Below are 25,664 nucleotides of genomic sequence, written 5' to 3'. Positions count from 1 at the left end.
GCCTGCTATTCAGTCAATTTAGTGTGGATGAGTGTACCAGAACCCTACGCAATACCCCACCTCGCAGCCGCTGTCATGCCTGCGATGCGGAGCGGGGTTCCTCTGCGGAGTCGTCGTCTTCCGCCCCGGGCAACGCGTCAACTTCATCAAAGCCCGTCGCCTCGCATTCTTCATCATGCTGCGCACTGGCCTGCTGAGCCAGCAGCGGGTTAATCGGCCTTTTCACCTCAACCCCCAAAGCGCGGAACCCCTCGGTCTGGCCGATAAGATTACCACGGCCTTCGCTCAGTTTATTCATCGCCTGGCGATAACTCCCCTGGGCCTTGTCCAGGCTCTGCCCCAGCGCCGACATATCGTCAACAAACAGCCGCATTTTGTCATACAACCGCGCCGCTCTGTCGGCAATGCGTTGGGCATTCTGGCTCTGATGCTCATAGCGCCAAAGATTGGTGATGGTGCGCAACGCCACCAGCAAGGTAGTCGGACTGACCAGCATGATGTTGTGTTTGAGCGCTTCGCTGATCAGCTCCGGCTCACGGTCGATGGCCAGCAGGAAAGCCGGCTCGACCGGAATAAACATCAGTACGTAGTCCAGCGAACGCAGGCCGGGCAACTGCTGGTAATCCTTGCGTCCCAACAGGCGGATATGGCCACGCAGCGAGCCAATATGCTCACTCAGCGCCGCCTCGCGTTCCACTTCATCTTCACTGTTGAAGTAACGTTCGTAGGCCACCAGCGACATTTTCGCATCGATGACCACGTCCTTACCCTGCGGTAAACGAACGATGACGTCGGGCTGCATACGGCTCTGATGATCCAGCCGCACATTGACCTGGGTTTCGTATTCGTGTCCTTCGCGCAGGCCGGAGGCTTCCAGTACCCGACTTAACACCACCTCACCCCAGTTACCCTGAGTTTTGTTATCCCCTTTCAGGGCCTTGGTGAGGTTAATCGCCTCGCGTGCCATTTGTGCATTGAGCTGCTGCAGGTTACGTATTTCGTGGGTCAGCGTATGGCGTTCACGCGCTTCCTGGCCAAAACTGTCTTGCACCTGGCGGCGGAAACCATCGAGTTGCTCACGTAGCGGCAGTAACAGGCGGTCCAGGCTTTGCTTATTCTGCTCGTCAACCTTGCGCCCGCTGTGTTCAAAAATGCGGTTGGCCAAATTTTCAAACTGGGTGGTGAGGCGCTGTTCGCTGTTAATCAGCAGACGCTGTTTCTCTTCTGCCGCCATACGGGTCTCTTCCAGGCGGATAGTCACCTCACGCAGCTCGGCCTCCTGAGCGCTGTTAACCTCACGCTGGGCGCGCAGTTCCTGATTCAGCAACTCGCATTCGTTGCGCCAGTGATTGAGCTGTTGAAGTTTTTCGTGCCCGGCGGCCAGCTGGCTGTGCAAATTGCGCAGTTCCAGATCGGTCTGTCGCATTTGTTGTTCATTACGCTGCAGCGTTTCTTGCCGGGCTGCTGTTTCCTGCTGCGCCTGCTGTAGCGATTGTTCCAGCAGCCGTTGCTCGGTTTCATGCTGTGCCTGCGTCTGCTGCACACGCAAACTGGCAATTAGCCACCCCAACAGCAGGCCAATTGCCACCCCGCCCATACCGTAAACCAAACTGGTATCCACCCTGCCTCCTGTTACACCTGACCGTTCTGGCGTTTTATGCGCCTGTTGCCCGTCACGTTAAGGGGATGCTGTATGGATGTCCAGTCTGTTTTTGCCCCGACGGCGCAAAATTGCGAAACGCTACGCAAGTCAGACCAGAACTAGCCAAACCACTGGCTTAACCACTTGATGCCAAACGCCCCCGGCGCGAGAATGCCAAACGCCCAGATCATCGCTGAAGTGATATTCGCCACCTGGAAATAACGCTGGGGCATGCCGCAAATGCCACCAACCAACGGCACCACGGCACGCAACGGGCCGAAGAAGCGGCCGATGAAAATGCCCAGTACGCCCCAGCGTTCAAAAAACGCATGGCCACGCGTGAGTAGCTGTGGATTGCGGGAAAGGGGCCACATATGCGCCACCCGGTCTTGATAGTGATAGCCAATCCAGTAAGAGAGCCAGTCGCCGAAAAAGGCCCCGGCGGCGGCGGCGGCCCAGATAGGCCAGAATGCAATGCCGCTTTCGCCTATCAAGGCTCCCAGCGCCAGCAGAATCACCGTGGCCGGCAACAGCAGCGACAGAAACGCCAGCGATTCACCGAACGCCAGGAAGAAGATAATCGGGATGGCCCAGGCTTCATGCTGCCGCACGGTGTCGCTGACCCAGTGGATAATGTCATTGAGGCTCAATATGGGCTCCTGATGCGGGATTTATGGCCCCAAGGATACGCAATGCCGGCCGGGGCCGATTAAACCCCGGCTAAACACCCGTGCAGTTTACTCGAGGTAGAACGCCTGCAGTGCTTCACGCTGGTTTTGGCCCAGGCCGTACTCGGCCTCCAGCCAGCGATCGGTTGAACCATATTGGTCACGGATGCAGTTCAGGGCGGTCATCAGGAATTCTTCACGGGCGCTGAGCACATAGGCAAATTGCCCCAGTGCCGAAGCGTTAAGGCGAATCGACAGTTGATCCAGCATCTGTTCGCGGAAGGTCGCCAGCGTGGTTTCGGTCAGCAGGTAATCTTCCACTACCGTCGCTTCATCTGCCCCCAGCGCGAATAACACCAGCGCCGAACCGACCCCGGTACGATCCTTGCCTACCGCGCAGTGCTGGACGATGGCACCGTTATCGACATTGCTCAGCAATTGGGCCAACTGCTTATACGCCGCATTACCGAAAGGCAGCCGACGGTAAAGTTCCAGCATAAAGGCCTGCGCGTCGAAACCGGCCAGCGTTTCGCTGGTCAGTTTTTCCAGGTTGGCATTCACCTCATTGCTCAACGGATTGGCCGGGAAATGATGATAATCGGCGCCGCTCCACAGGACATCGGGCTTGGCCTGAACTTCATCGGCGTCACGGTAATCCAGCACCGAACGCACCGGCACACCGGCCAGGAAGGTGCAGTCGTCTTCTGTCAGACGCTCCAGCGAGCCGGAGCGGAACAGCAGACCACGCTTGATACGGCGGCCATCGGCGACGCTATTGCCGCCAAGATCGCGAAAGTTAATGCCGCCATCAAGCGGCGCCAATGAAGGATGAAGCAGGATCTGGGCAGTCATAGACGTCCTCGTGGTTATTGTCTGAAAAACGCAACCTGAGAGCAGCGGAAAAACCGGGCTCAACGGGTAAAGAGGCGGCCAGAAAGATGGCACTGATGAGGTTAACCGTAACAGATTACGGCCGAATGGAGAAACGGGCCGCGTCGGCGACCCGTTGAACTGCGAGGTAATTACAGCAGGCGGCGCGCCGCATCAACCACGATCTGCACCGCTTTGCTTTCGGTGTTTTTCATGGTTTCTGCGTTCGGGATTTCCTGCTGAGTGCGGTTAACAATCACACCGGCAACCATACCGGCACGCAGGCCCTGGCTGGCACACATGGTCAGCAAGGTAGCGGATTCCATTTCATAGTTCATCACACCCATCGACTGCCATTCTTCCATCGAGCCTTTGAAGCGGCTGACGACGCGGCCGGAGAAGGTATCGTAACGTTCCTGTCCAGGGTAGAAGGTATCAGAAGACGCGGTCACGCCAATGTGCGTGGTAGCGCCGGCAGCCTTGGCGGCTTCGACCAGTGCCGTGGTACAGGCAAAGTCGGCCACGGCCGGGAATTCCATCGGTGCGAAGTGCAGGCTGGCACCGTCGAGACGAACCGCGGCGGTGGTGACCAGAACATCGCCAACATTGATGTTTGACTGGATCGCACCGGTGGTACCGATACGCAGGAAGGTACGGATCCCCAATTGCGCCAGTTCTTCAACGGCGATAGAGGTAGACGGGCCACCAATGCCGGTAGAGCAGACGATCACCGCCTTGCCGTCCAGCTCTGCGCGCCAGGAGGTAAATTCACGATGGGAAGCCAGATGCACCGGATTTTCCATCAGCTTGGCAATTTTCTCTACGCGCTGTGGATCGCCTGGAACGATGGCAAGCTGGGCCCCTTGTAAATCTTTTTTAGTGAGGCCGAGATGAAAAACGTCAGATTGGGACATGCGAGACTCCTCATGGATCATGTTTATTGGGAGGAACAAAAAAGTACTCTACTGAAAATTGCCATTCAATTTCGTGACAACCATCACTATGAATAAAGAAACAGAATGCAATCTACATAACTTTTGTGATTAAAGTCACAAAAACACACCAGAAGCTGGAATGGTTGTCTCAGATGCCCCAAGTCTAGTCGACAAAATGCACCGCCGTTTTTCACCCTGTCTCCTGAGCGCAGAGCTGATTTCCTGATGAAACTATTGACACCGCCACAGAAAATAACCTTATTTTATCGGTGACTTAGCCACAATAAAGGGAGCTAACGCACCTTATGGTATTAATGCAGGTCAACATGCGTAATAGCATGATAAAAAGGCAACAAAAACGCGCTAAAGCCAGATAATTATTCGTTTTTTACAGACTTGGCCGAAAATGCTCCACCCGGTGCCAATAACGGGTAATCTTTCCTATAGTTAATCTCAGCGCTTTTCTCGATTGCACGGAGACCGCAATGAAAACCGATCAAGTGATGACATTAAAACAGGCCCAGGGGGGATTCACCCCGGCCGTTACCCCCTTGGCTGCTTCAACCATTCTTACCGACGAACAAGGCATTCATGCCGGGGAAACCACTATTCCCTCGCAGGGTGACAATCTGCCGGCCTATATCGCCAAACCTGCCGATAGCAGCGGCCCCTTCCCGGTGGTGCTGGTGGTACAAGAGATTTTTGGCGTACATGAGCACATTCAGGACGTGTGTCGTCGCCTGGCCAAACAGGGCTATCTGGCGATAGCACCGGAACTGTATTTCCGTCAGGGAGATGCCCGGGATTACACCGACATCGGCGAACTGTTCCAAAAGCTGGTGACCAAAGTGCCGGATCGTCAGGTGCTGGCGGATCTGGATCATGCCGCTCATTGGGCCACGCGCCACGGTGGCGATGCCGGCAAGCTGGCGATTACCGGTTTCTGCTGGGGCGGGCGTATTAGCTGGCTGTATGCGGCACATAATCCGCAGTTGAAAGCGGCCGTCGCCTGGTACGGCAAACTGGTGGGCGAAAAAACGCTGAACTCGCCAAAACATCCGATCGATGTCGCTACCCAACTCTCTGCGCCGGTGCTGGGATTATATGGCGGGCAAGACACAGGTATCACGCTGGATACGGTGGAAAGCATGCGTCAGGCGCTGCGTGCGGCCAACGCCGATGCCGAGATCGTGGTCTATCCCGACGTCGGCCATGCCTTCAATGCCGATTACCGGCCAAGCTATGATGCCGAAGCGGCCGCCGACGGTTGGCAACGCATGCTGGCATGGTTCACCCAACATGGCGTTCCGGGCGTTAAGTAAACCTCACCTCACGGCTGCCTGACCAGACAGCCGCTTGCGACATAAAAACGGGCGCCGAAGCGCCCAGATTGCCGATCAAAACATCATTGCACCACGGTGGCAATCAGGCCTGCTGCTCGCGCAGGCGCTGTGCAGCCAGCACCATGTTGGCCAGCGACTGACGGGTTTCCGGCCAGCCACGGGTTTTCAGGCCGCAGTCCGGGTTAACCCACAGGCGTTCTGCCGGGATGTTCTGCGCGGCTTTACGCAACAGCGCTTCGATCCATTCCACACTTGGCACGTTTGGCGAGTGAATGTCATACACGCCCGGACCGATTTCGTTCGGATATTCGAACTCTTTAAAGGCTTCCAGCAAATCCATATCGGAACGCGAGGTTTCGATGGTGATCACGTCAGCATCCAGCGCTGCAATCGAATCCATGATGTCGTTGAACTCGCAGTAACACATGTGGGTGTGGATCTGAGTATCATCCTTCGCCACGGCGGCATTCAATTTGAACGCGTCCACCGCCCAATTCAGGTAGGCAGCCCAGTCGGATTGACGCAGCGGCAGACCTTCACGCAGTGCCGGTTCGTCAATCTGGATGATGCCAATGCCAGCTTTTTCCAGATCTTCCACTTCATCACGCAGCGCCAGGGCAATTTGTTTGGCAATCACTTCACGGGTCACGTCTTCACGCGGGAATGACCAGCAAAGAATGGTTACCGGGCCGGTCAACATGCCCTTCACCGGCTTGTCGGTCAGCGACTGAGCATACTTCGCCCACTCTACGGTGATGGCTTCCGGTCGGCTGATATCGCCGATGATCACCGGCGGTTTTACGCAGCGGGAACCGTAGCTCTGTACCCAGCCGTTTTGGGTGAATACGAAGCCGTCGAGGTTCTCACCGAAGTATTCGACCATGTCGTTACGCTCGGCTTCACCATGCACCAATACGTCCAGCCCCAGACGTTCTTGCTCAACGATCGCCTGTTTGATGTGCTCACTAATGCTGGTGCGGTAGTTGTTGCCGTCCAAACGCCCCTGCTTGAAGTCCAGACGCAGGCCGCGAATTTCGGTGGTTTGTGGGAATGAACCGATAGTGGTGGTCGGCCAGGCCGGCAGGTTAAAGCGTTCACGCTGTGCCTGAGCACGCTCGGCGTAAGGACGCTGACGTTCGCTGTCCTGCGCGGTAATAGCAGCCAGGCGTTGACCGACCTGCGCATTATGCACACGGCTGGACTGACGACGGGCACGGATTGGCGCGCTGTAGGCGTCCAGTTCAGCCTGTTTTGCTGCGCCCGGTGCGTTCAACGCCGCACTCAGCAACGCCAGTTCGCCGCATTTTTGCAGGGCGAAGGCGAACCAACTCTTCACTTCTTCGTCCAGCCGGGTTTCCACACTCAGATCGATCGGGCTGTGCAACAGTGAACAGGAAGTGCCGATCCACAGCGGGCGACTGCCCACTAATGGCTGCAAACGTTCGAACCAATTGCTCAGATCGGCACGCCAGACGTTGCGACCGTTGATTACCCCCAGTGACAGCAGCCACTCTTTCGGCAGTGCCTTGTTCAATACCGCGATATCGTCGTGACCGCCAACCAGGTCAACGTGCAGCCCCTGCACCGGTAACTCACGGAGAGTGTCAAGATTGTGGCCAACGCTGTCGAAATAGGTAGTCAGCAGCAGTTTTACCTGGCCCTGCAGCGCGTCATAAGCCGGTTTGAAGGCGTTCAGCCACGCCTGCGGCAATTCCAGCACCAGCGCAGGCTCGTCGATCTGCACCCATTCAACGCCGCGTTTCGCCAGCTCGGCCAGCACCTGCTGATAAACCGGCAGGATATCGTTGAGCAGTGACAGGCGGTCAAACGGCTCACCCTTCACTTTGCCCAGCCACAGGTATGTGACCGGCCCCAGCAGTACGGGTTTGATTTTGTGGCCCAGCGCCAGCGCTTCGTCAACTTCGTCCAGCAATTGGGTCCAGCCCAGTTTGAACTGCTGTCCCTTATGGAATTCGGGCACCATGTAGTGGTAGTTGGTGTTAAACCATTTGGTCATTTCCGCCGCTGCTGCCGGTTCACCGGTCGGTGCGCGGCCACGGCCCAGGCGGAACAACGTATCGAGATCGATTGTGCCGTCCGCATTTTGGTGACGCGCCGGCACGTTGCCGAGCAGCAGACTGGTGGTCAATACATGGTCGTACCAGGCGAAATCGCCGACCGGCACCAAATCCACCCCGGCCTGTTGTTGCTGTTGCCAATGGCGAGCGCGCAGCTCGCGGCCAACTGCCAACAGTTCTTCCTGCGTTGAGTTACCTGCCCAGTAGCTTTCCTGAGCTTTTTTCAGTTCACGTCGTAGCCCAACGCGAGGAAAACCCAGTGTGTGATTTAGAATTGCCATCGTCATATTCCCCATTTAGCCGTCCAGATGTTTACACATCCATAATCCGCAGGTACTGTATTAACCACAAGCGCAATTTATTCACTGTCACTGTGAAGGACTCTCATGATCGAACTGAAACACTTACGGACGCTGCAGGCTCTGCGCAATACCGGTTCGCTGGCGGCTGCGGCTGCCCAACTCCATCAGACGCAGTCTGCTCTTTCGCATCAGTTCAGCGATCTGGAGCAGCGCCTGGGCTTCAAGCTGTTCGTTCGTAAAAGCCAACCGCTGCGCTTTACCGCGCAGGGAGAGATCCTGTTACAGTTGGCAGAGCAGGTTCTGCCGCAAATTCAGCAGGCATTGCAAACGTGCCACGAACCGCATCAGGCCACGCTGCGTATCGCCATTGAATGCCACAGCTGTATTCAATGGCTGACACCGGCGCTGGATAACTTCCGTCAGAGTTGGCCGCAGGTGGTGATGGACTTTAAGTCCGGCGTCACCTTTGATCCGCAACCGGCCTTACAGCAAGGCGAGCTGGATCTGGTGCTGACTTCCGATATTCTGCCGCGCAGCGGTCTGCATTATTCACCGATGTTTGATTTTGAAGTGCGACTGGTGCTGGCGCCGGATCACCCGTTGGCCAGCAAGCTGCACATTGAACCCGAAGATTTGATCGATGAAACGCTGATGATTTATCCGGTACAGCGTCAACGGCTGGATATCTGGCGTCATTTCCTGCAGCCGGCGGGCATCAGCCCGGCGCTGAAAAACGTCGATAACACCCTGCTACTGATCCAGATGGTGTCCGCGCGGATGGGGATTGCGGCGTTACCGCATTGGGTGGTGGAGAGTTTTGAACGCCAGGGGTTGGTGGTGACCAAAACCCTGGGCGATGGCCTGTGGAGCCGTCTGTATGCCGCAGTTCGCGATGGTGAGCAGCGTCAGGCGGTAACCGAAGCCTTTATCCGTTCGGCACGCCAGCACGCCTGCAATCATCTGCCGTTCGTCCGGGACGCCGCCCGCCCAAGCGCCGGTGTTGCCAGCGTCAAACCGCTGGCCTCACAACCCTGACGACCAGGGCTGCCTGCGCTTGGGCAGCCCGGTTTATTTACTGATTATTTTGGGTGCCACCCAACGGCGATGTACCCACAGCGAAGCAACAATCACCGCCCCACCGATAATAAAACTTGGCCAGTGCGGCTGTTGCTGCCAGATGGCCAGATTCACCAGCAGCCCGGCAGGCACATGCATGTTATTCATGATGCCCAGCGTGCCGGCATCCACCTGCGTGGCACCGTAGTTCCACATGAAATATCCCAGCCCGGAAGCGACCACGCCCAGCCACACCAGAATGCCCCATTGCAGATTGGTGGTCGGCAACTGTTGCGGGTTGCCCCACAGGCACCAGGCCACCACCGCCACCACCAACGCGCCCAGGTAGAACCAGGAAAACGCGGTGTGCTGTGGCAACGGATGCACTTCCATCAGCCGCTTGTAACCGACCATGCCAATGGCGAAGCTGATATTCGCCGCCTGCACCAGCAGCAGCCCCAGCCAGAAATGCTCGCTAAGCTGGTGGTACCGGATGATCGCCGCACCCAAAACGGCCAGCAACGCACTGAATACGTAGCTCCAGCGCAGGCGCTGCCCACTGATCAGGTCATAAATCAGCGTGACGTAAAGCGGCGTCAGCACGGTAAACAGCAGGAATTCCGGCACCGTCAGGTACATATAAGCGCGGAAGCTGAACAGGTACATGATGCCGAGCTGGCAAGCCCCCACCAGCATGTACATCAGGATCACTTTCAGCTTGATGTTGCGCCAGCGCAGAAAAGGCAGGAACACCAATGCCGCCAGGCCGATGCGCATCAGCACCGAGAACCAGCTGTCGACCTGGCCCGCCAGATATTCGCCAATCAGGCTGAAAGAGAACGCCCACAAAATGGTAGTAATCACCAGAAGCAGCACGATGGGTTCATCCTAAAAATTCACAAAGGGCGATTGTAACGGAAGGCGGGATAGGTCGTGACGAAAAGGCAGTTTACATCTGTGCGAAATATAAACTATCGGCAAAAAATTCACCGGTGGGTTAGGCTTAATAAAAAAGCGAGGTAAACATCATGAAGACTTATCACCTGCTCTACGGCCTGTTGTTGCTGTCCGGGTTGGCTACTGCGGCCAACGGGGTTACCGAGCTTAGCTCGCAGCAGCAGTTTCTCAACCAACGCAGTCAACAGGCGCAGCAACAGCGCATGCTGAATAACCAGCAGTTGGATCAGCGCCGTCTGCAACAACAGCGGCAGTTCGACAATAACCAGCAACAACTGCTGCGAAATTCGCCGAACGGTGGGCAACTGCTGCCAAATGGCAACCAACCGCGCAATCCGTTCGATCGTACCACGCCTGCGGTACCTCAGGCGCCGCTGCCGACGCCGGTCAACCGAGGTTAGCCATTGGGAAAATCGGGGCCAATCAAATCTATTCGGTCCGTGCAAATGCAGTCAACGCCCCAGTTTAACAACAAGCGCGCCCGCGCCGGCTGGTTAACGGTATAAACCAGAATGCGTAATCCCGCCTCTTTCAGTGCTGCCACCCGTTCGGCGGTCAGCTCTTTATGGTTGATGTGCAAAGACACGCAACCCAGACGTTCGGTCAGCGCCGGCCAGTTGTCATCCCACTGATCGAGCAACAGGCCGCGCGGCAATTCAGGCACGGTGCGTTGTGCTGCCTCAAGTGCCTCAACCGAGAACGAAGAGAGCAGCGGATCGGTCTGCCCCTGCCACAGCAGGCGTGCCGCCAGCGCCACTACCCGGCCGGTTTCGTCATCACTGCCGGTGGTGGGCTTGATTTCAATGTTCGCCATCATACCGTGCTGCAGGCAGCGTTCCGCGACCTCCGCCAGCAAGGGTAAGCGTTCGCCTTTGTAGGCGGAGTTATACCAGTTGCCGGCATCGAGCTGCACCAGCTTGTCCCACGGCAACTCGCCCGCTACGCCCCAGCCGTTGCTGGTGCGATCCAGAGTATCGTCGTGCAGCAGAAAAATCTGCCCGTCCTGCGCCAGCTTGGCGTCGAACTCAATCATTTTGTGGCCGTGACGTGCGCCAACGTCGATCGCCGCCAGGGTATTTTCCGGTGCCAGAGAGCCACCGCCACGGTGGGCAACAATATGAGGGTAAGGCCAGGCTGTGGTCATCATTCCATCCGTAATCCGCTATCGGTATCAAAAAAGTGCAGCGCCTGTGCAGGCAGTTGTAAATATAGCGTGCTGCCTGCCGTCGGCATAGTTTCATGCGATAGCCGCGCAATGACCCCGTGGCCGCCCCACTGCCCGTGCGCCAGATTATCCGCACCCAGCAGCTCCAGCGTTTGCAGTACCAGCGGCACGCCCCCCTGCCCATCGGGGAGCAGTTGAATATGCTCGGGACGAATACCCAGCGTCAACCGGCGTCCGCCCCAGTGCGCCTTCGCCTGCGGTAAATTCAAGGTCATACCGTCCGCCAGTTGCAGTTGGCTGCCGTCGGCGCTCAGGGTGCCTGGCAACAGGTTCATCGCCGGTGAGCCAATAAAGCTGGCGACAAACAGCGACGCCGGGCGTTGATAGACCTCACTCGGGGTGCCAATCTGCTCTGCCACGCCCTTGTTCATCACGATCACCCGCTGCGCCAGCGTCATCGCCTCCACCTGATCGTGCGTTACGTACAGGCTGGTGGTTTTCAACCGGCGATGCAGCTGTTGTAATTCCAGACGCATCTGTACCCGCAGTTTGGCGTCCAGGTTGGACAAGGGTTCATCAAACAGGAACACCGCCGGTTCACGCACGATAGCCCGCCCCATCGCCACCCGTTGACGCTGGCCGCCGGAAAGCTCACGCGGCTTGCGCTGCAACAGCGGCTCCAGCTCTAAAATGCGCGCCGCTTCTTCTACCCGCTGCTGGATATGCTGTTTGCCAAAGCCGCGAATTTTCAAGCCATAGGCCATGTTGTCATACACGCTCATGTGCGGATACAGCGCGTAGTTCTGAAACACCATCGCAATGCCGCGATCTTTCGGCTCCATATCGGTCACGCGTTGGCTGTCGATATAGATATCGCCGCTGGTGGTACGTTCCAGCCCGGCGACCATGCGCAGCAGCGTCGATTTACCGCAGCCGGACGGGCCAACCATCACGATAAACTCACCGTCCGCCACGTCGAGATCGATCTGCTTAATCACCGGCGTTTTACCGTCGTAGGATTTGGTGACTGCCTGTAGTTTTAAACCTGCCATTTCGTTACTTCTCGCTATCAACCAGGCCGCGTACAAACCAGCGCTGCATCAGAAGAACCACCGCCAGCGGTGGGATTAAAGTCAGAATCATCGCCGCCATCACCTGATTCCACTGGGTCGGCGCGCCGGAGGTGGAGATCATGCTTTTGATGCCCGCCACCGCGGTGCCCATTGAGGCATCGCTGGTGATCAGGATCGGCCACAGGTACTGGTTCCAGCCGTAGATAAAGGTGATGACAAACAGCGCCGCCAGGTTGGTCTTCGACAGCGGCAACACGATGTCCCAGAAGAAGCGCATCGGGCCGGCACCATCAATACGCGCGGCTTCCAGCAGTTCATCCGGCAAGGTCATAAAGAACTGGCGCAGCAGGAAGGTAGCGGTTGCCGAGGCCATTAGCGGCAACGTCAGACCGGTGTAGCTGTCCAGCAGGTTGAGGTTGGATATCACCTCCACCGTGGGGAAAATACGCACTTCCACCGGCAACATCAGCGTCATGAAAATCAGCCAGAAAAACAGGCTGCGCAGCGGAAAACGAAAATAAACGATGGCATAGGCCGACAACACCGATACCACTATTTTGCCGCAGGTAATGGCCAGCGCCATGATCACGCTATTGAGCAGCAGCAGCGAGAATGGCACCTTGAGGTTGCCCACACCGCCCTGCCAGATATTGCTGATGTTTTCCCACAGGTGGCCGCCCGGGATCAGGGTCATCGGCACCTGAAACACCTGTTTGTCGTCCAGCGTGGCGGCGACAAAGGCCACGTATAGCGGGAACAGCACCACCAGCACGCCGATAATCAGCATTACGTGGCTGAAGATATCCAGCCCGCGTCGGTTCTCAATCATTGGTAACGCACCTTACGTTCGACAAAACGGAACTGGATCACCGTCAGGCCAATCACCAGCAGCATCAGGATCACCGACTGCGCCGCGGAGCTGGACAAGTCCAGACCGGCAAAGCCTTCGCGGTAGATCTTGTAGATCAACGTGGTAGTGGACTGCACCGGCCCACCGCCGGTCGCGGCATCGATCACCGGGAAGGTGTCGAAGAAGGCGTACACCAAATTGACTACCAGCAGGAAGAAGCTCACCGGCGTGATCAACGGCAGCACCAGATTGAAGAAACGCCGCACCGGGCCGGCACCGTCGATAGCCGCCGCTTCCACCAGCGATCGGGGAATGGACTGTAATGCCGCCAGGAAAAACAGGAAGTTGTAGCTGATTTGCTGCCAGACCGAAGCCAGTACCACCAGGAACATCGCTTGCCCACTGTTCTGTGCGTGGTTCCAGTTGTAGCCCAGTCCGTTAAGGAAATGAGTAATCAGCCCCAGGCCGGGGTTGAACAGGAAGATCCACAGTACCGCCGCCACCGCCGGAGCTACCGCATAAGGCAAGATCATCAGCGTCTGGTAAATCCGGCTGCCGCGCAGCACGTAATCCACCAGCGCAGCGAAGAACAACGACACGACCAGCCCGATACCCGCCACCAGGAAGCTGAAAATCAGCGTGGTGTAAAACGAATCGAGGTAGTAAGGATCCTGGAACAGCTGGGTAAAGTTATCCAGGCCGACAAACTGGCTGGACAGACCGAAGGGATCGAGGCTCTGCACCGAATACCACAGCGCCTCGCCGGCGGGCCACAGGAAAAAGATTGCGGTGATCAACAGTTGCGGCAGCACCAGTACATAGGGCAGCCAGCTACAGCCGAAACCGGGACGGGAAGATGACATAGGGGTTAACCGTTAATGTGGGGAGAGGGCTGACTGAGCCCCTCACCCCGGCCCTCTCCCAGGGGAGAGGGGGTGAAATCGGTGTCGTTCGCCGGAACGGAGTCCCGGTTGACGCTACTTGGTCTGGGACTCGAAGCGACGCAGCAATACGTCACCGCGCTGCACGGCGGCATCCAGCGCCTGCTGTGGCGTTTTCTTGCCGGTCCACACGCCTTCCAATTCTTCATCCACCACGGTACGGATCTGCGGCATGTTGCCCAAACGCAGGCCCTTGGTGAATGGCAACGGTGGCTTGTTCAGCATCTGACGTGTCGCCACATCGGCGCCCGGGTTCTTGTCATAGAAGCCCTGTTGCTTGGTCAGATCGTAGGCCGCGGTGGTGATCGGCAGATAACCGGTCTTCTGGTGCCATTCGGCGGCAATTTCCGGCTGGGCCAGATACTGCAGGAACTCGGCGACCCCTTTGTAAGTGGCGGCATCTTTGCCGTTCATCACCCACAGGCTGGCACCGCCAATGATGGCGTTCTGCGGTGCATTTTTGGCATCCGCATCGTACGGCATCATGCCCACGCCGTAGTTGAACTTGGCGTAATGCTTGATATCTGCCAGCGAACCGGATGACGCGGTAGTAATGGCACAGTCGCCGCTGTAGAACTTCTCGGTGGATTCGTCTTTACGGCCGAAATAGGTGAAATTACCCTTCTTGTTCATCTCTTCCAGCAGTTGGATGTGCTTGACCTGCAGCGGCTTGTTGAATTCCAGCTTGGCGCTGGCTCCCCCGAAACCGTTGTTCTCCGTGGCGAACGGCACCCCGTGCCAGGCGCTGAAGTTCTCGAGCTGGATCCAGCCCTGCCAGCCGCTGGCGTAGCCGCACTTCATACCGGCTGCACGCAGTTTGGCGGTGTCCGCCGCCAGTTCCTGCCAGGTTTTTGGCGGCTGGTCCGGGTTCAGGCCGGCTTTTTTGAAGGCGTCCTTGTTGTAATACAGCACTGGAGTGGAACTGTTGAACGGCTGAGACAGCAGGTGGCCGCTCTTGTTGTCGGTGTAGTAACCGGCCACCGTCGGCACGAACACCGACTCGTCAAAGTTGATACCGGCATCTTTAAACACTTCATACACCGGCTTGATCGCCTTGCTGGCCATCATGGTTGCCGTGCCCACCTCGTACACCTGCAAAATTGCCGGCGCTTTGCCTGAGCGATAGGCCGCGATGCCCGCCGCCAGGCTCTGTTCGTAGTTACCTTTATAAACCGGGACAATTTTGACGTCGGTGTGCGACTGGTTAAAGCGATCCGCCAGGGAATCCACTTCTTTACCCAATTCACCTTCCATTGAATGCCAGAACGGGATCTCGGTTGCCGCCAGTGCCTGAGTGCTGACCGCCAGGGTCAACGCGACGCACAGCGTAGTTTTGCGAATAGCGTAGGTGAGCATGCCTAACTCCTGAAAAAAGCTGGTGTAATAAGCGCGTGAGCGAAAAGAATCAGTTTTTTGTTCGGTAGCTAACATGCCATGCTCGGATGACAGAAATATAACTGCCAGATGACAGCCGTGTGACGGGAGAGTGAAGTGCAGATTGCGGTTTGATGTCGGCGGCAGGGAGAACTGCCCCGCCGCCGTGGGTATTACAGTGAACGACGCAGTCGAGCGACCGCTTCCTGCATTTGCTGTTCGGTCGCGGTGGCGAACGACAGGCGGAAGGTCGAACGATCCGGGTTGTCTGAGAAGAAGTATTCCCCCGGCACGAATACCACGCCCTGCTGCAGGGTGGTTTTCAGCCATTCGGTAGCGTTAAACGGCTGACGGAAACGCGCCCACAGGAACATACCGCCCTTCGGCATATCGAAGCTGATATGGTCGCCCAGCTCTTGTTCCACCAGCCCGGCCAGGATCTCGCCCTTGTGCTTGTAGGCCGCGCGGATCTTTTCGATCTGCGCCGCCAGACGATCCAACCCCAGATAGCATTCGACGATGCTCTGCGACAGCGCGCTGGCGTGCAGATCCGCCGCCTGCTTGATGATCGCCACTTTATGCAGCAGGAACTCAGGCAAAATTGCCCAGCCCAGGCGCAGGCCCGGCGCCAGGATCTTGGAGAAGGTCGAGGTGTAGATAATGTTATCGGTATGACCCAGCACCTGCTGGGAAATCTGGTGCAGCGTAGCGTTGCGCTCTTCGGTAAAGCGCAGTTCGCCGTACGGGTCATCCTCGATGATCAGGAAATTGTGCTCGGCCGCCAGTTTCACCAACAGTTCGCGGCGCGGTGCGCTCAGGGTGATACCGCTTGGGTTGCCGAAGTTCGGCACCACATACACGCCCTTGATGCGCTGGGTTTTCAGCAGTTCGGCCAGCTCTTCAACCACCATGCCATCGCTGTCGGACGACACCGACATGATGTTGGCCTCCGCCAGCTCCAGCGTCTGTAACGCCGCCAGATAGGTCGGACGCTCCACCACAAACACATCGCCCGGATTGACGATGGCACGCATCACCAGATCCAGCGCCTGCTGGGAACCGGCCGTGACCATCACTTCTTCGGCAGTGGCAGAAACACCACGCTGGGCGCACAGTTCGCAGATGCGCTCACGCAGCACCGGGCTGCCTTCGGTCAAACCATATTGGAAAGCGCTTTTCGGCTGCTCGGTGATCGCCTGATGAGTGGCGATGCTCAAACCTTCGAAATCAAACAGGGCATCAGAGGGGATGCCGCCCGCCAGCGAAATGACGTTTTCCATCTTACTGTGCTTGAGCAATTCACGAATTGCCGAGCTTTTTACTTTTACGATGCGCTGCGCGAGTAACCCTTCTGTGTTCATTTCTTCTTCTCATTCCTGATTATTATTAGTTACTGGGACAAACTATCCACCGAGATAAGCGGATCGAACTGCTTCGTTTGCTAACAATGCGGCTCCCGTATCTTCCAACACCACGCGGCCGTTTTCCAGTACATAACCACGATCGGCCAGTTTCAGCGCCTGATTGGCGTTTTGCTCCACCAGGAAGATGGTCATTCCCTCTTCGCGCAGTTGCTCAATAATGTCAAAAATCTGCTGAATAATGATCGGCGCCAGCCCAAGGGAAGGTTCGTCGAGCAACAGCAACTTTGGCTGGCTCATCAGCGCACGGCCGATAGCCAACATCTGTTGCTCACCGCCGGACATGGTGCCGGAACGTTGGGCACGGCGCTCCAGCAGGCGTGGGAACAGGCCGAAAACCCTTTCGATACGCTGCTGATACTGCTGACGGTCGGCAAAGAAACCGCCCATCGCCAGATTCTCTTCCACCGTCATTCGCGAGAATACCCGTCGCCCTTCCGGCACAATAGCCACCGCCTCACGCATGATGCGCGAGGTCTGCCACTGGGTAATATCCTGATCGAGGAAAGTGATGCTGCCCTCGCTGGCACGGGGTTCACCGCACAGCGTGCCGAGCAGCGTAGTTTTACCGGCGCCGTTAGCTCCGATCAGCGTGACTATCTCACCCTGCTTAATGTTCAGGCTGACCTGATGCAGCGCCTGGATTTTGCCGTAATGGGCGGATACCTGATTAAATGACAACATAATTTATTCGCCCAGATAAGCCCGGATCACGTCCGGGTTGTTGCGGATTTCTGCCGGAGTGCCCTGCGCCAGCGGCGTACCCTGGTTCACCACGTAGATGCGGTCGGAAATGCCCATCACCAGCTTCATGTCGTGTTCGATCAACAACACCGACACCTTATGCTGATTACGCAGCTCGACAATCAAATGGTCCAGTTCGTCGGTTTCCTTCGGGTTCAAACCCGCCGCAGGCTCGTCGAGCATCAGCAGCTCCGGCCGGGTAACCATGCAACGCGCAATCTCCAGCCGCCGCTGCTGGCCGTATGCCAGGTTGCCCGCCGAGCGGTTAGCCATCTCCAGCAGGCCAACCCGCTGCAGCCACACCGCCGCACGTTCCAGCGCGTCGGCTTCGGCACGACGGAAGGCCGGCGTTTTCAACAGCCCGGCGAAAACGCCGCTTTTCAGATGCTGGTGCTGCGCAACCAGCAGGTTTTCGATCACCGTCATTTCACGGAACAACCGCACATGCTGGAAAGTCCGCACTACGCCCATACGAGCGATGTTTTGGCCGGATAACCCTTCCAGATGACGTTCGCGCAGTTTAATGGTGCCGCCGGTTGGGCGGTAGAAACCGGTCAGACAGTTAAATACCGTGGTTTTTCCGGCACCGTTTGGGCCGATCAGCGAAACGATCTCGCCTTCATTGAGTTCCAGCGCCACGTTATTGACCGCCAGCAGGCCGCCGAAACGCATCGATAACCCTTCGACCTTCAGCAAAGGTTGCATACTCATGCCTGTTCCCCCTTGCCCGCGTGGATATCCGCCGCTTTCAGTTTCAGCTGTGGCCGCTTCATCGGCAGCAACCCTTGTGGCCGCCAAATCATCATCAACACCATCAGGGCGCCCAGCAGCAACATGCTGTATTCGTTCAGATCGCGCATCATTTCACGCGATACCACCAGCAGAATAGCCGCCAGGATCACGGCAAACTGCGATCCCATGCCACCCAAAACCACGATCGCCAACACGAAGGCCGACTCGACAAAGGTAAAGGATTCCGGGCTGACAAAGCCCTGACGTGCGGCAAACAGCGTACCGGCAAAACCGGCAAAGGCGGCGCTGATGGTAAAGGCGGTCAGCTTGATTTTGGTCGGGTTAAGGCCCAGTGAACGGCAGGCGATTTCATCTTCGCGCAGCGCTTCCCAGGCGCGGCCCAGCGGCATGCGCAGCAGGCGGTTGATCACAAACAGCGTCAGTACCACCAGCAGCAGTGCCACCAAATACAAAAACACAATGCGATCGCTCGGATCGTATTTCAGGCCAAAGAAGTTGTGGAAGGTGTCCCAGCCGCCGTCGCGCAGGCTGCGGTTGAACTCCAGCCCAAAGAAGGTCGGTTTTGGGATCTGGCTGATACCGTTCGGCCCGCCGGTGATCTCGGTATTGTTCAGCAGCAGGATACGCACGATCTCACCAAAGCCCAGGGTCACAATCGCCAGGTAATCGCCGCGCAGACGCAGCACCGGGAAACCGAGCAGGAAACCGAAGATGGCGGTGACGATGCCCGCCAGCGGCAGGCTTTCCCAGAAGCCGAGGCCATAGTAATGGTTCAGCAGCGCATAGGTGTAGGCGCCGATGGCATAAAAACCGCCGTAACCCAGCACCAGCAGGCCGGACAAGCCGACCACCACGTTCAGGCCCAGACCCAGCATCACGTAGATCAACGTCAGGGTGGCGATATCCACCGTGCCGCGCGATACCAGGAACGGCCAGGCGACCGCCGCGACAATGATCGCCGCGGCCAGCAGCTTCTGGCGCGCGGTGGTGCCATCAAAGCTCGGTAAGACGAATGACGGGCCGGAGATTTTTTTCAGCCCTTGCTGCATCAACGGACGCAACAATTGGAAGAAAAACACGATGACACAGCCAATGCCGATCCACATCCAGCGAACTTCCGCCGCGCCATGAACCACCAGTTTGGTTCCGTCGAGACTCAGCTGCATCCCCATCAGGAACGAAGCCATCACAAACAGCACCAGCGTGGCGATCAACGCATTGAGCAGATTGAGTTTCATACTTTCTCAACCTCCGGACGCCCAAGGATGCCGGTTGGCATGATCAGCAACACCACGATCAGCAGCGCGAACGACACCACGTCTTTATATTCGGTGCTCAGGTAGGCCGAGGTCAGCGCTTCCGCCACGCCCAGTACCAGGCCACCAATCATTGCGCCGGGAATGCTGCCGATCCCGCCCAGCACCGCCGCAGTGAAGGCTTTCATGCCTGCCATAAAACCGATGTATGGGTTAATCACTCCGTAGAACTGGCCCAGCAGCACGCCGGCCACTGCCGCCATCACCGCGCCAATCACGAAGGTCAGCGAGATAACCCGGTCGGTGTTGATGCCCAGCAGGCTGGCCATTTTCAAATCTTCCGCGCAGGCACGGCAGGCGCGGCCCATGCGGGAATAACGAATGAATATCGTCAGCGCCAGCATCGCCAGGAAGGTGACGACCCAGATAATCAACTGCATGGTAGTGATGGTGGCGGCAAAACCGTTACTTTCACCCAACACCCATTGGCCGGTGACCAGGCTAGGCAGCGCCAAATCGCGCGAGCCCTGCGTCAGGCTGACGTAGTTTTGCAGGAATATCGACATCCCGATGGCGGAGATCAGCGCGATCAGACGCTTGGAGTTGCGCACCGGCTTGTAGGCTACCCGCTCAATGCTCCAGCCGTAGGCGCTGGCAATGACGATCGACACCAGGAACCCGGCGCCAATCAGCAACCAGCTCACGTCGATGCCCACCATCATCAGGGCGGCGATAACAATAAAGGAGACATAGCTGCCGATCATATACACCTCGCCGTGGGCGAAGTTGATCATGCCGATGATGCCGTAGACCATGGTGTAACCGATGGCGATCAATGCATAGGTGCTGCCCAACGTGACGCCGTTGAACATCTGCTGCAGAAAATAGAGAACCTGCTCTGACATACTCTAACCCTTGGCTGCGAAACCTGAACGCGAAGAAAATTCAGGTAAAGGGATACGGAGCCGGCAAGCCGGCCCGCGGGCGCAGCAGAACTGCACCCTACCCTGATGATTATGGCTTATTTGATTGGTGTTGATGTGCCGTCTGCATGCCATTCAAACACGCCGAACTCGAAGCCTTTCAGATCGCCCTTGTCATCCCAGCTTAACGGCCCCATCACGGTGTCCACCGGCTTGCCGGTTTTCAAATCCTTGACGATATCGGCCGGCTCCTGGCTGCCACTGCGCTCCATCCCGGTGGTCAGAGATTGCAGTGCGGCGTAGGTGGTCCAGACAAACGGCCCGGTCGGATCCAGTTTCTTGGCTTTCAGCGCATCGACCACAGGTTTGTTGGCTGGAACCTGATCGTAGCGTTTCGGCAAGGTCACCAGCATGCCTTCGGAAGCCGCACCGGCGATGTTAGACAGTGAGGAGTTGCCCACCCCCTCTGGTCCCATAAAGCGGGTGGTCAGCCCGGCCTGTTTGGCCTGGCGCAGGATCTGGCCCATTTCCGGGTAGTAGCCGCCGAAATAAACAAAATCGACGTTCTCTTTCTTCAGGCGTGCCACCAGAGTGGAGAAATCTTTATCGCCGGCGGTGATACCTTCAAACATCACCACGTCGGTACCCTGTTTTTTCAGACTGTCGCGTACCGAGCGTGCCAGGCCTTCGCCATACTGCTGCTTGTCGTGGATCACGGCAATACGCTTGGGTTTGATTTCACTGAGGATGTACTTGGCTGCGGTCGGGCCCTGATCGGAGTCCAGGCCGGTGGTACGCATGATCATCTTGTAACCACGGGTGGTCAGATCGGCGTTAGTGGCCGCCGGGGTAATCATGATCACGCCTTCATCTTCATAAATATCGGAAGCCGGCTGCGTCGAGGAAGAACACAGGTGGCCGATCACATAACGGATACCGTCGTTGATCACCTTGTTGGCCACCGCTACCGCCTGTTTTGGGTCACAGGCATCGTCGTATTCCACACCAACCAACTTATCGCCCTTGATGCCACCCTTGGCATTGATATCGGCAATTGCCTGACGGGCACCGGTAAACTCCATATCGCCATACTGTGCGACCGGGCCGGACATCGCCCCGACGATCGCCACCTTAATGTCTTTTGCCATTGCCGCATGCCCGATTGCCATCGCGATACAGCCAGCCAACAATGCCTTACCTTTTGTTAATTTCATCCGCAAATCCCCATCTGTCGTTGTGAACGTACCTGTTGTGTTTGCCTGCACCTGACCCTTATTTACTGCTTTTATTCATAAGTAATAATGATTTAGGTGTTTTCGCGGCAATATTTTCTAATAAGACTTTATTTTTCATGCCATTAAACAGGAATTTTCTGCTGCAAATCAACTTGCACAATCAGGAACAAGCGGTGTAAACAGCATAAAATCCGGATTAAATCTGCGCTGTTTTGCATCAGGCGCAGCGCGTTATGCTGGTTCCCGATCGCTTTACTACATATTTACTCGGAAAATGCGTCTTGCAAAAAACATTTCGCGCAGTAATCGTACAGAAAAACTTACACAACGCTCTGTGCAAGATCTATTACACTGTCGGCATCGATTAGCCGTTCGGAAATCCTGCATGAAATTAACTATAGAACGATTAACCACACTGTCCCCGCAAGACCTTATCGATCTTGGCAAAATCTGGCCGCATCAGCAGCCGGAGCAGTGGCAAAGCGGGTTGAGCGGCGATAAAGCCCTGTTCGCAGCCCGCTTCAACGAACGGCTGCTCGGTGCGGTGAAAATCGAGCTGAACGGTAAGCATGCCCAACTGCAAGATTTACTGGTGCGTGAGGTGACACGCCGTCGCGGCGTCGGGCTGTATCTGGTGCAGGACGCCCAGCGTCAACTGCCGCAGATAACGCACTGGCAGCTTTCAACCGCCGGTCTGACAGCGCGCGAACGCGGTGAAGTGGATAACTTTATGCGCGCCTGCGGTTTCACTCAGCAAGGCGAACTCTGGCAGCAATGAAACGCGGGCTAATGGCGCTATTAATGCTGGCACTGGCATTCATCGCCTGGTTCGGTGGCCGCCTGCAGGCACTGCAACTGCAGCAAGCCTGGGATAACCAGGCCTACGTTTGGCAACGCGTCTGGACGCCGCAACATGCTGCGGCATTGGCGCAAAGCCGCGATCTTTTCTCTGCGTTGCGGGTGCTGGGTTTGCAGGTACATCCGCGCGAAAGCTGGCGTGAAATTCCGGTTAATCTCCCATTATTGAAACAAGATGGCCGCCCGCTGTGGCTGGTCGTGCGTCTGGATGGGCAGTTGGCGCAGTTGGACGAATCCGCCATTCGCCAGCGCCTGCTAAAGCAGGTGCAACAGTGGCAGGCCGCCGGGTTGCAGGTCATCGGCGTTGAAATAGATCACGACGCCGCCACCGCTCGCCTGCCCGACTATCAGCATTTCCTTCAACAACTGCGCCAGCAGCTGCCTCGCTCATTGCAACTGGGTATTACCGCCTTACCGACCTGGATCGGCTCAGCAGCGCTGCCCGGCGTATTACAACAGGTGGACAGTTCGGTACTGCAGGTACATGCGGTGCTGTCGCCGCAGCAAGGGTTATTTTCCGGCCCGCTGGCACTGCGCTGGGTCAAGCAGTACGCGAAAATGACGACGAAGCCCTTCCGGGTGGCCTTGCCCGCCTACGGCATGGGTCTGGTGGGGTTTGATGAGCAGGGCGCGCAGGTTGAAAGCGAAGCCTCGCTGCGCGTGGCCGGGACTTCGCGAGAGCTGACGGTCGCGCCGCAGCAGATAGCTGATTTTCTGCATCAATTGAACGCGCAAACCACGCCGCACCTGCGTGGCATTATCTGGTTCCGGCTGCCGCTGGCGGACGATCGTCGCGCCTGGTCATTGACGACGCTGCGGGCAGTGATTGAAAACCAACCGCTCAGCGTCAACTGGCTGGTAAAAATTAGTCCTCAGCCACAGCAAAATGGGCTCAATGATCTAATACTTCACAATAATGGGCCGATTGATTCCCCGCTGCCCCATGAAATTGCCATCACCGCCAGCGACTGTCTGGCGGCGGATGCCGCGGGCAACTACCGGCTGGAAAGTGAGCCTCAACGGCAACGCTTTGTCCTGATTAGCGGCGACCAGTTACGTGCCGGGCAATCCCGGCCACTGGGCTGGCTGCGCTGCCAACAACTGACGCCAGGAGGCACCCTTGTCACACCTTAATGCTCGCACTCTCCCACTGGCGGCCCTGATCGGCTCAGCGTTGGCGCTGCCGATTAACGGCTACGCCTGCGGACCGGATTTCCCTAACCGGTTGCTGGTCGATCGCAATGGCACACTGCTGTATATGCCGGAAGGCAATTTTGCCTTTGAAGCCGGCCGCCTGGTCGCGATAGATAAGCAACTACCGCAATGGAAAGCGCCACCGCCGCCCATGCCGCCGAAACCGATGCCTCTGTCGCCAGAAACCATCATCATCGGCAAAATGCGCGCGGCAAAAACCGTTGAAGAGGCCGATGCGGTCAATACTCAGGGGTTGTCTGATGCCGCTCGCCTGTACCAACTGGGCGCAGTGGCCTTTGCCGGCCAGGATCCGCGGGCCGGCGAATACTTCCAGCAGGTATTGGCGCTACCCGCTGCAGAACAGGGCGATTGGGGGCTACGAGCGCAATACTCACTCGGCCGACTGCTGATGGGCGATCACGGCACGCCAGAGAACGAAAGTGGCGAACCGGCTGCGACGGCCAAACACCCGGCAAAACCGCAGCTGGAGCAAGCGCTGGCGGCTTTCCAGCAGGTGATTGAGCGAGTGAAAAGCGGCACGGCCGATCCGGATCAACTGGCGCTGAGCAGTCTCGGCCAGCAGGCACGTATCCACCTGTGGCTCAATGACGTGACTCAAGCGGCGCGGCTGTATGCCCAGCAGGCGGCTCAGGGCGATCAAAACGGTGGACTGTCGTTGCAGTACGTTTCCAGTTATCTGGTCAATCCTGACCACTTCGATACGCTAAAACAGGCGATTACCGATCCGCTGATCCAGCAATTGGTCACTATCGAACTGTTCGCCCGCAGCAGTAATCTGCAAATGGCCGACACGGACGGCACCGGTAGCCGCTCAACGCAGATTATCAGCCAAATTCTGACGCTGTTGGACGCCTCGGTGAAAAACGGCTTCAACGGCAGCGACCGGTTGGCAGCATTGGCCTACCGCACCGGGCAATATCCGATGGCGGCCAGCCTGCTGAAACACGCCGGTGACAGTGGCCTGGCCTGGTGGCTACGAGCCAAGATGGCGCTGCGTGACGGTGATGTGAAAGCCGCTACCGCAAACTACGCCAAAGCGGCGGCCGCTTTCCCATCCAGTGAAAGCTGGGGCGAGCAGCGCAATGCCGACTTTGTGCAAGAAACCATTGTGCCCGAGTGTCGGGTGGCGGGTGAGCAGGCGATCCTGGCACTCGATCGCGGTGACTATCTACAGGCAATGGATTTCCTGTATCGCGGTAAAGAGATTTATTGGGCTGACGTCGCCGACGTAGCCGAACGGGTGCTGACCGTCGACGAGCTGAAAGGCTTTGTCGATAAACATGCGCCAGCGCCAACTACGCCGCTAAAACCGGTCAATCCGGACGAGTACAACGGTCAGCCACTTACGCCAGAGGTACAACTGCGCGAGCTGCTGGCGCGACGGCTGATGCGTGCCGGACGTCCTCAAGAGGCCATGGGCTATTTCGACATCCCGAACTATCGTCAGGTGGCGCAGCAGTACGCCGATACGCTGAAAACAGCGCAGGACAAAACCGCCGACAAACTGGCACGCGCCAAAGCCTATTATCAGGCGGCCACGCTACTGCGCACACAAGGGCTAACCTTCACCGGCTATGAGATGACGCCGGATTACGCGATTTATGACGCAGGTTATTCCTATCTGGGAGATGCGTTTGATACTCGCGAACTCAAACATAAGAGTTGGATCAGCAGCGCGGAAGCGGCACGGGCCAAAGCGGCACTGCCGCCACAGGACAACCGCTTCCTGCACTATCGTTGGCAGGCCGTCACCCTGGCCCAGCAGGCTGCCGATTTGCTGCCGCCAAAAAGCCAGACCTATGCCGCCGTGCTGTGCAATGCCGCCGGTTGGGTGATAAAACGTGATGCAAAAACCGGTCAGGCACTGTATCAGCGCTATATCAACACCGGGTCTCGTTATCCCTGGGCCAACAAGTTTGGCTATAGCTGCCCGGCGCCAGACTTCGCTGCCGTTACGCCATAGCGCCGAATTTCAGGCACAAAAAAGCCCGGCTAGCCGGGCTTT

The 25,664-nt window shown here is 57.3% G+C and carries 23 protein-coding genes; 6 read left to right on the top strand and 17 right to left on the bottom strand.

Annotation, left to right across the window (positions count from 1 at the left end):
- Positions 1-73: 73 nt before the first annotated feature.
- The 4 genes from rmuC to udp all read right to left on the bottom strand — a co-directional run bounded on the left by rmuC (position 74) and on the right by udp (position 4,094).
- Positions 74-1,621 carry a DNA recombination protein RmuC gene (gene rmuC, locus ACSOSI_RS01135; protein ID WP_261132873.1) on the bottom strand — a complete coding sequence of 516 codons (1,548 nt, stop codon included), beginning with the start codon at positions 1,619-1,621 and terminating at the stop codon, positions 74-76.
- 140 nt (positions 1,622-1,761) lie between these two features.
- Positions 1,762-2,292 (bottom strand): DedA family protein, encoded by a 531-nt coding sequence (locus ACSOSI_RS01130; protein WP_012004716.1) that lies wholly within the window; start codon positions 2,290-2,292, stop codon positions 1,762-1,764.
- A gap of 87 nt (positions 2,293-2,379) precedes the next feature.
- Positions 2,380-3,162: a tyrosine-protein phosphatase gene (locus ACSOSI_RS01125; protein WP_017891310.1), complete on the bottom strand. Its 783-nt coding sequence runs from the start codon at positions 3,160-3,162 to the stop codon at positions 2,380-2,382.
- A 170-nt stretch (positions 3,163-3,332) separates the two neighbouring features.
- A complete protein-coding gene (gene udp, locus ACSOSI_RS01120) occupies positions 3,333-4,094 on the bottom strand; it encodes a uridine phosphorylase (RefSeq protein ID WP_012004714.1) in 762 nt (253 codons plus the stop codon).
- A 506-nt stretch (positions 4,095-4,600) separates the two neighbouring features.
- Here udp and ACSOSI_RS01115 point away from each other — a divergent pair.
- On the top strand, positions 4,601-5,437 hold the full coding sequence (locus tag ACSOSI_RS01115) for a dienelactone hydrolase family protein (RefSeq protein ID WP_476706424.1): 837 nt from the start codon (positions 4,601-4,603) through the stop codon (positions 5,435-5,437).
- 103 nt (positions 5,438-5,540) lie between these two features.
- Here ACSOSI_RS01115 and metE read toward each other — a convergent pair whose 3' ends face one another.
- Positions 5,541-7,817, bottom strand: coding sequence for a 5-methyltetrahydropteroyltriglutamate--homocysteine S-methyltransferase (gene metE, locus ACSOSI_RS01110; protein WP_261409611.1), 2,277 nt, complete (start codon positions 7,815-7,817; stop codon positions 5,541-5,543).
- A gap of 105 nt (positions 7,818-7,922) precedes the next feature.
- Between metE and metR the strand changes: the two genes are divergently transcribed.
- The gene (gene metR, locus ACSOSI_RS01105; RefSeq protein WP_012004711.1) at positions 7,923-8,873 is read left to right on the top strand and encodes an HTH-type transcriptional regulator MetR; all 951 of its coding nucleotides are present in this window, start codon (positions 7,923-7,925) and stop codon (positions 8,871-8,873) included.
- 33 nt (positions 8,874-8,906) lie between these two features.
- Here metR and ACSOSI_RS01100 read toward each other — a convergent pair whose 3' ends face one another.
- Complete coding sequence (locus ACSOSI_RS01100; protein WP_012004710.1) at positions 8,907-9,770, bottom strand: carboxylate/amino acid/amine transporter; 864 nt, start codon at positions 9,768-9,770, stop codon at positions 8,907-8,909.
- Between the two features lie 152 nt (positions 9,771-9,922).
- Between ACSOSI_RS01100 and ACSOSI_RS01095 the strand changes: the two genes are divergently transcribed.
- Positions 9,923-10,252 (top strand): hypothetical protein, encoded by a 330-nt coding sequence (locus ACSOSI_RS01095; protein ID WP_259191895.1) that lies wholly within the window; start codon positions 9,923-9,925, stop codon positions 10,250-10,252.
- On the opposite strand, the gene ugpQ is transcribed toward ACSOSI_RS01095, so the two are convergent.
- The 11 genes from ugpQ to ACSOSI_RS01040 all read right to left on the bottom strand — a co-directional run bounded on the left by ugpQ (position 10,249) and on the right by ACSOSI_RS01040 (position 21,565).
- A complete protein-coding gene (ugpQ, locus tag ACSOSI_RS01090) occupies positions 10,249-10,995 on the bottom strand; it encodes a glycerophosphodiester phosphodiesterase (protein ID WP_476707235.1) in 747 nt (248 codons plus the stop codon). The two genes, ACSOSI_RS01095 and ugpQ, sit on opposite strands and share 4 nt — an antisense overlap.
- A complete protein-coding gene (locus ACSOSI_RS01085; RefSeq protein WP_012004707.1) occupies positions 10,995-12,068 on the bottom strand; it encodes a sn-glycerol-3-phosphate import ATP-binding protein UgpC in 1,074 nt (357 codons plus the stop codon). The genes ugpQ and ACSOSI_RS01085 overlap by 1 nt, the downstream gene beginning before the upstream one ends.
- 4 nt (positions 12,069-12,072) lie before the next feature.
- On the bottom strand, positions 12,073-12,918 hold the full coding sequence (ugpE, locus tag ACSOSI_RS01080) for a sn-glycerol-3-phosphate ABC transporter permease UgpE (protein ID WP_012004706.1): 846 nt from the start codon (positions 12,916-12,918) through the stop codon (positions 12,073-12,075).
- Positions 12,915-13,802 (bottom strand): sn-glycerol-3-phosphate ABC transporter permease UgpA, encoded by an 888-nt coding sequence (gene ugpA, locus ACSOSI_RS01075; RefSeq protein ID WP_012004705.1) that lies wholly within the window; start codon positions 13,800-13,802, stop codon positions 12,915-12,917. Before ugpA ends, ugpE begins: the two co-directional genes overlap by 4 nt.
- Before the next feature lie 114 nt (positions 13,803-13,916).
- Complete coding sequence (gene ugpB / locus ACSOSI_RS01070) at positions 13,917-15,236, bottom strand: sn-glycerol-3-phosphate ABC transporter substrate-binding protein UgpB (RefSeq protein WP_012004704.1); 1,320 nt, start codon at positions 15,234-15,236, stop codon at positions 13,917-13,919.
- Between the two features lie 191 nt (positions 15,237-15,427).
- The gene (locus ACSOSI_RS01065) at positions 15,428-16,615 is read right to left on the bottom strand and encodes an aminotransferase-like domain-containing protein (RefSeq protein WP_476706423.1); all 1,188 of its coding nucleotides are present in this window, start codon (positions 16,613-16,615) and stop codon (positions 15,428-15,430) included.
- Between the two features lie 42 nt (positions 16,616-16,657).
- Positions 16,658-17,359 (bottom strand): high-affinity branched-chain amino acid ABC transporter ATP-binding protein LivF, encoded by a 702-nt coding sequence (gene livF / locus ACSOSI_RS01060; protein ID WP_012004702.1) that lies wholly within the window; start codon positions 17,357-17,359, stop codon positions 16,658-16,660.
- 3 nt (positions 17,360-17,362) lie between these two features.
- Complete coding sequence (gene livG / locus ACSOSI_RS01055; protein ID WP_012004701.1) at positions 17,363-18,130, bottom strand: high-affinity branched-chain amino acid ABC transporter ATP-binding protein LivG; 768 nt, start codon at positions 18,128-18,130, stop codon at positions 17,363-17,365.
- Positions 18,127-19,410, bottom strand: coding sequence for a high-affinity branched-chain amino acid ABC transporter permease LivM (locus ACSOSI_RS01050; protein WP_135314713.1), 1,284 nt, complete (start codon positions 19,408-19,410; stop codon positions 18,127-18,129). Before ACSOSI_RS01050 ends, livG begins: the two co-directional genes overlap by 4 nt.
- Entirely contained in the window at positions 19,407-20,333 is a 927-nt protein-coding gene (gene livH / locus ACSOSI_RS01045; protein WP_012004699.1) for a high-affinity branched-chain amino acid ABC transporter permease LivH, read from the bottom strand. Before livH ends, ACSOSI_RS01050 begins: the two co-directional genes overlap by 4 nt.
- Before the next feature lie 116 nt (positions 20,334-20,449).
- Complete coding sequence (locus ACSOSI_RS01040) at positions 20,450-21,565, bottom strand: branched-chain amino acid ABC transporter substrate-binding protein (protein ID WP_012004698.1); 1,116 nt, start codon at positions 21,563-21,565, stop codon at positions 20,450-20,452.
- Positions 21,566-21,971: 406 nt separating this feature from the next.
- Between ACSOSI_RS01040 and panM the strand changes: the two genes are divergently transcribed.
- From panM to ACSOSI_RS01025, 3 genes are read left to right on the top strand one after another with little or no spacing between them, the layout of a single operon-like run.
- Positions 21,972-22,364 carry an aspartate 1-decarboxylase autocleavage activator PanM gene (gene panM, locus ACSOSI_RS01035; RefSeq protein WP_012004697.1) on the top strand — a complete coding sequence of 131 codons (393 nt, stop codon included), beginning with the start codon at positions 21,972-21,974 and terminating at the stop codon, positions 22,362-22,364.
- Positions 22,361-23,578, top strand: a complete 1,218-nt coding sequence (locus ACSOSI_RS01030; RefSeq protein WP_476706422.1) for a DUF3142 domain-containing protein — start codon at positions 22,361-22,363, stop codon at positions 23,576-23,578. The genes panM and ACSOSI_RS01030 overlap by 4 nt, the downstream gene beginning before the upstream one ends.
- Positions 23,565-25,622: a hypothetical protein gene (locus ACSOSI_RS01025; RefSeq protein WP_476706421.1), complete on the top strand. Its 2,058-nt coding sequence runs from the start codon at positions 23,565-23,567 to the stop codon at positions 25,620-25,622. Before ACSOSI_RS01030 ends, ACSOSI_RS01025 begins: the two co-directional genes overlap by 14 nt.
- Positions 25,623-25,664: the final 42 nt, after the last annotated feature.

Source organism: Serratia sp. AR11 (assembly GCF_056376275.1).
This window is presented reverse-complemented; position numbering and strand designations above follow the sequence as displayed.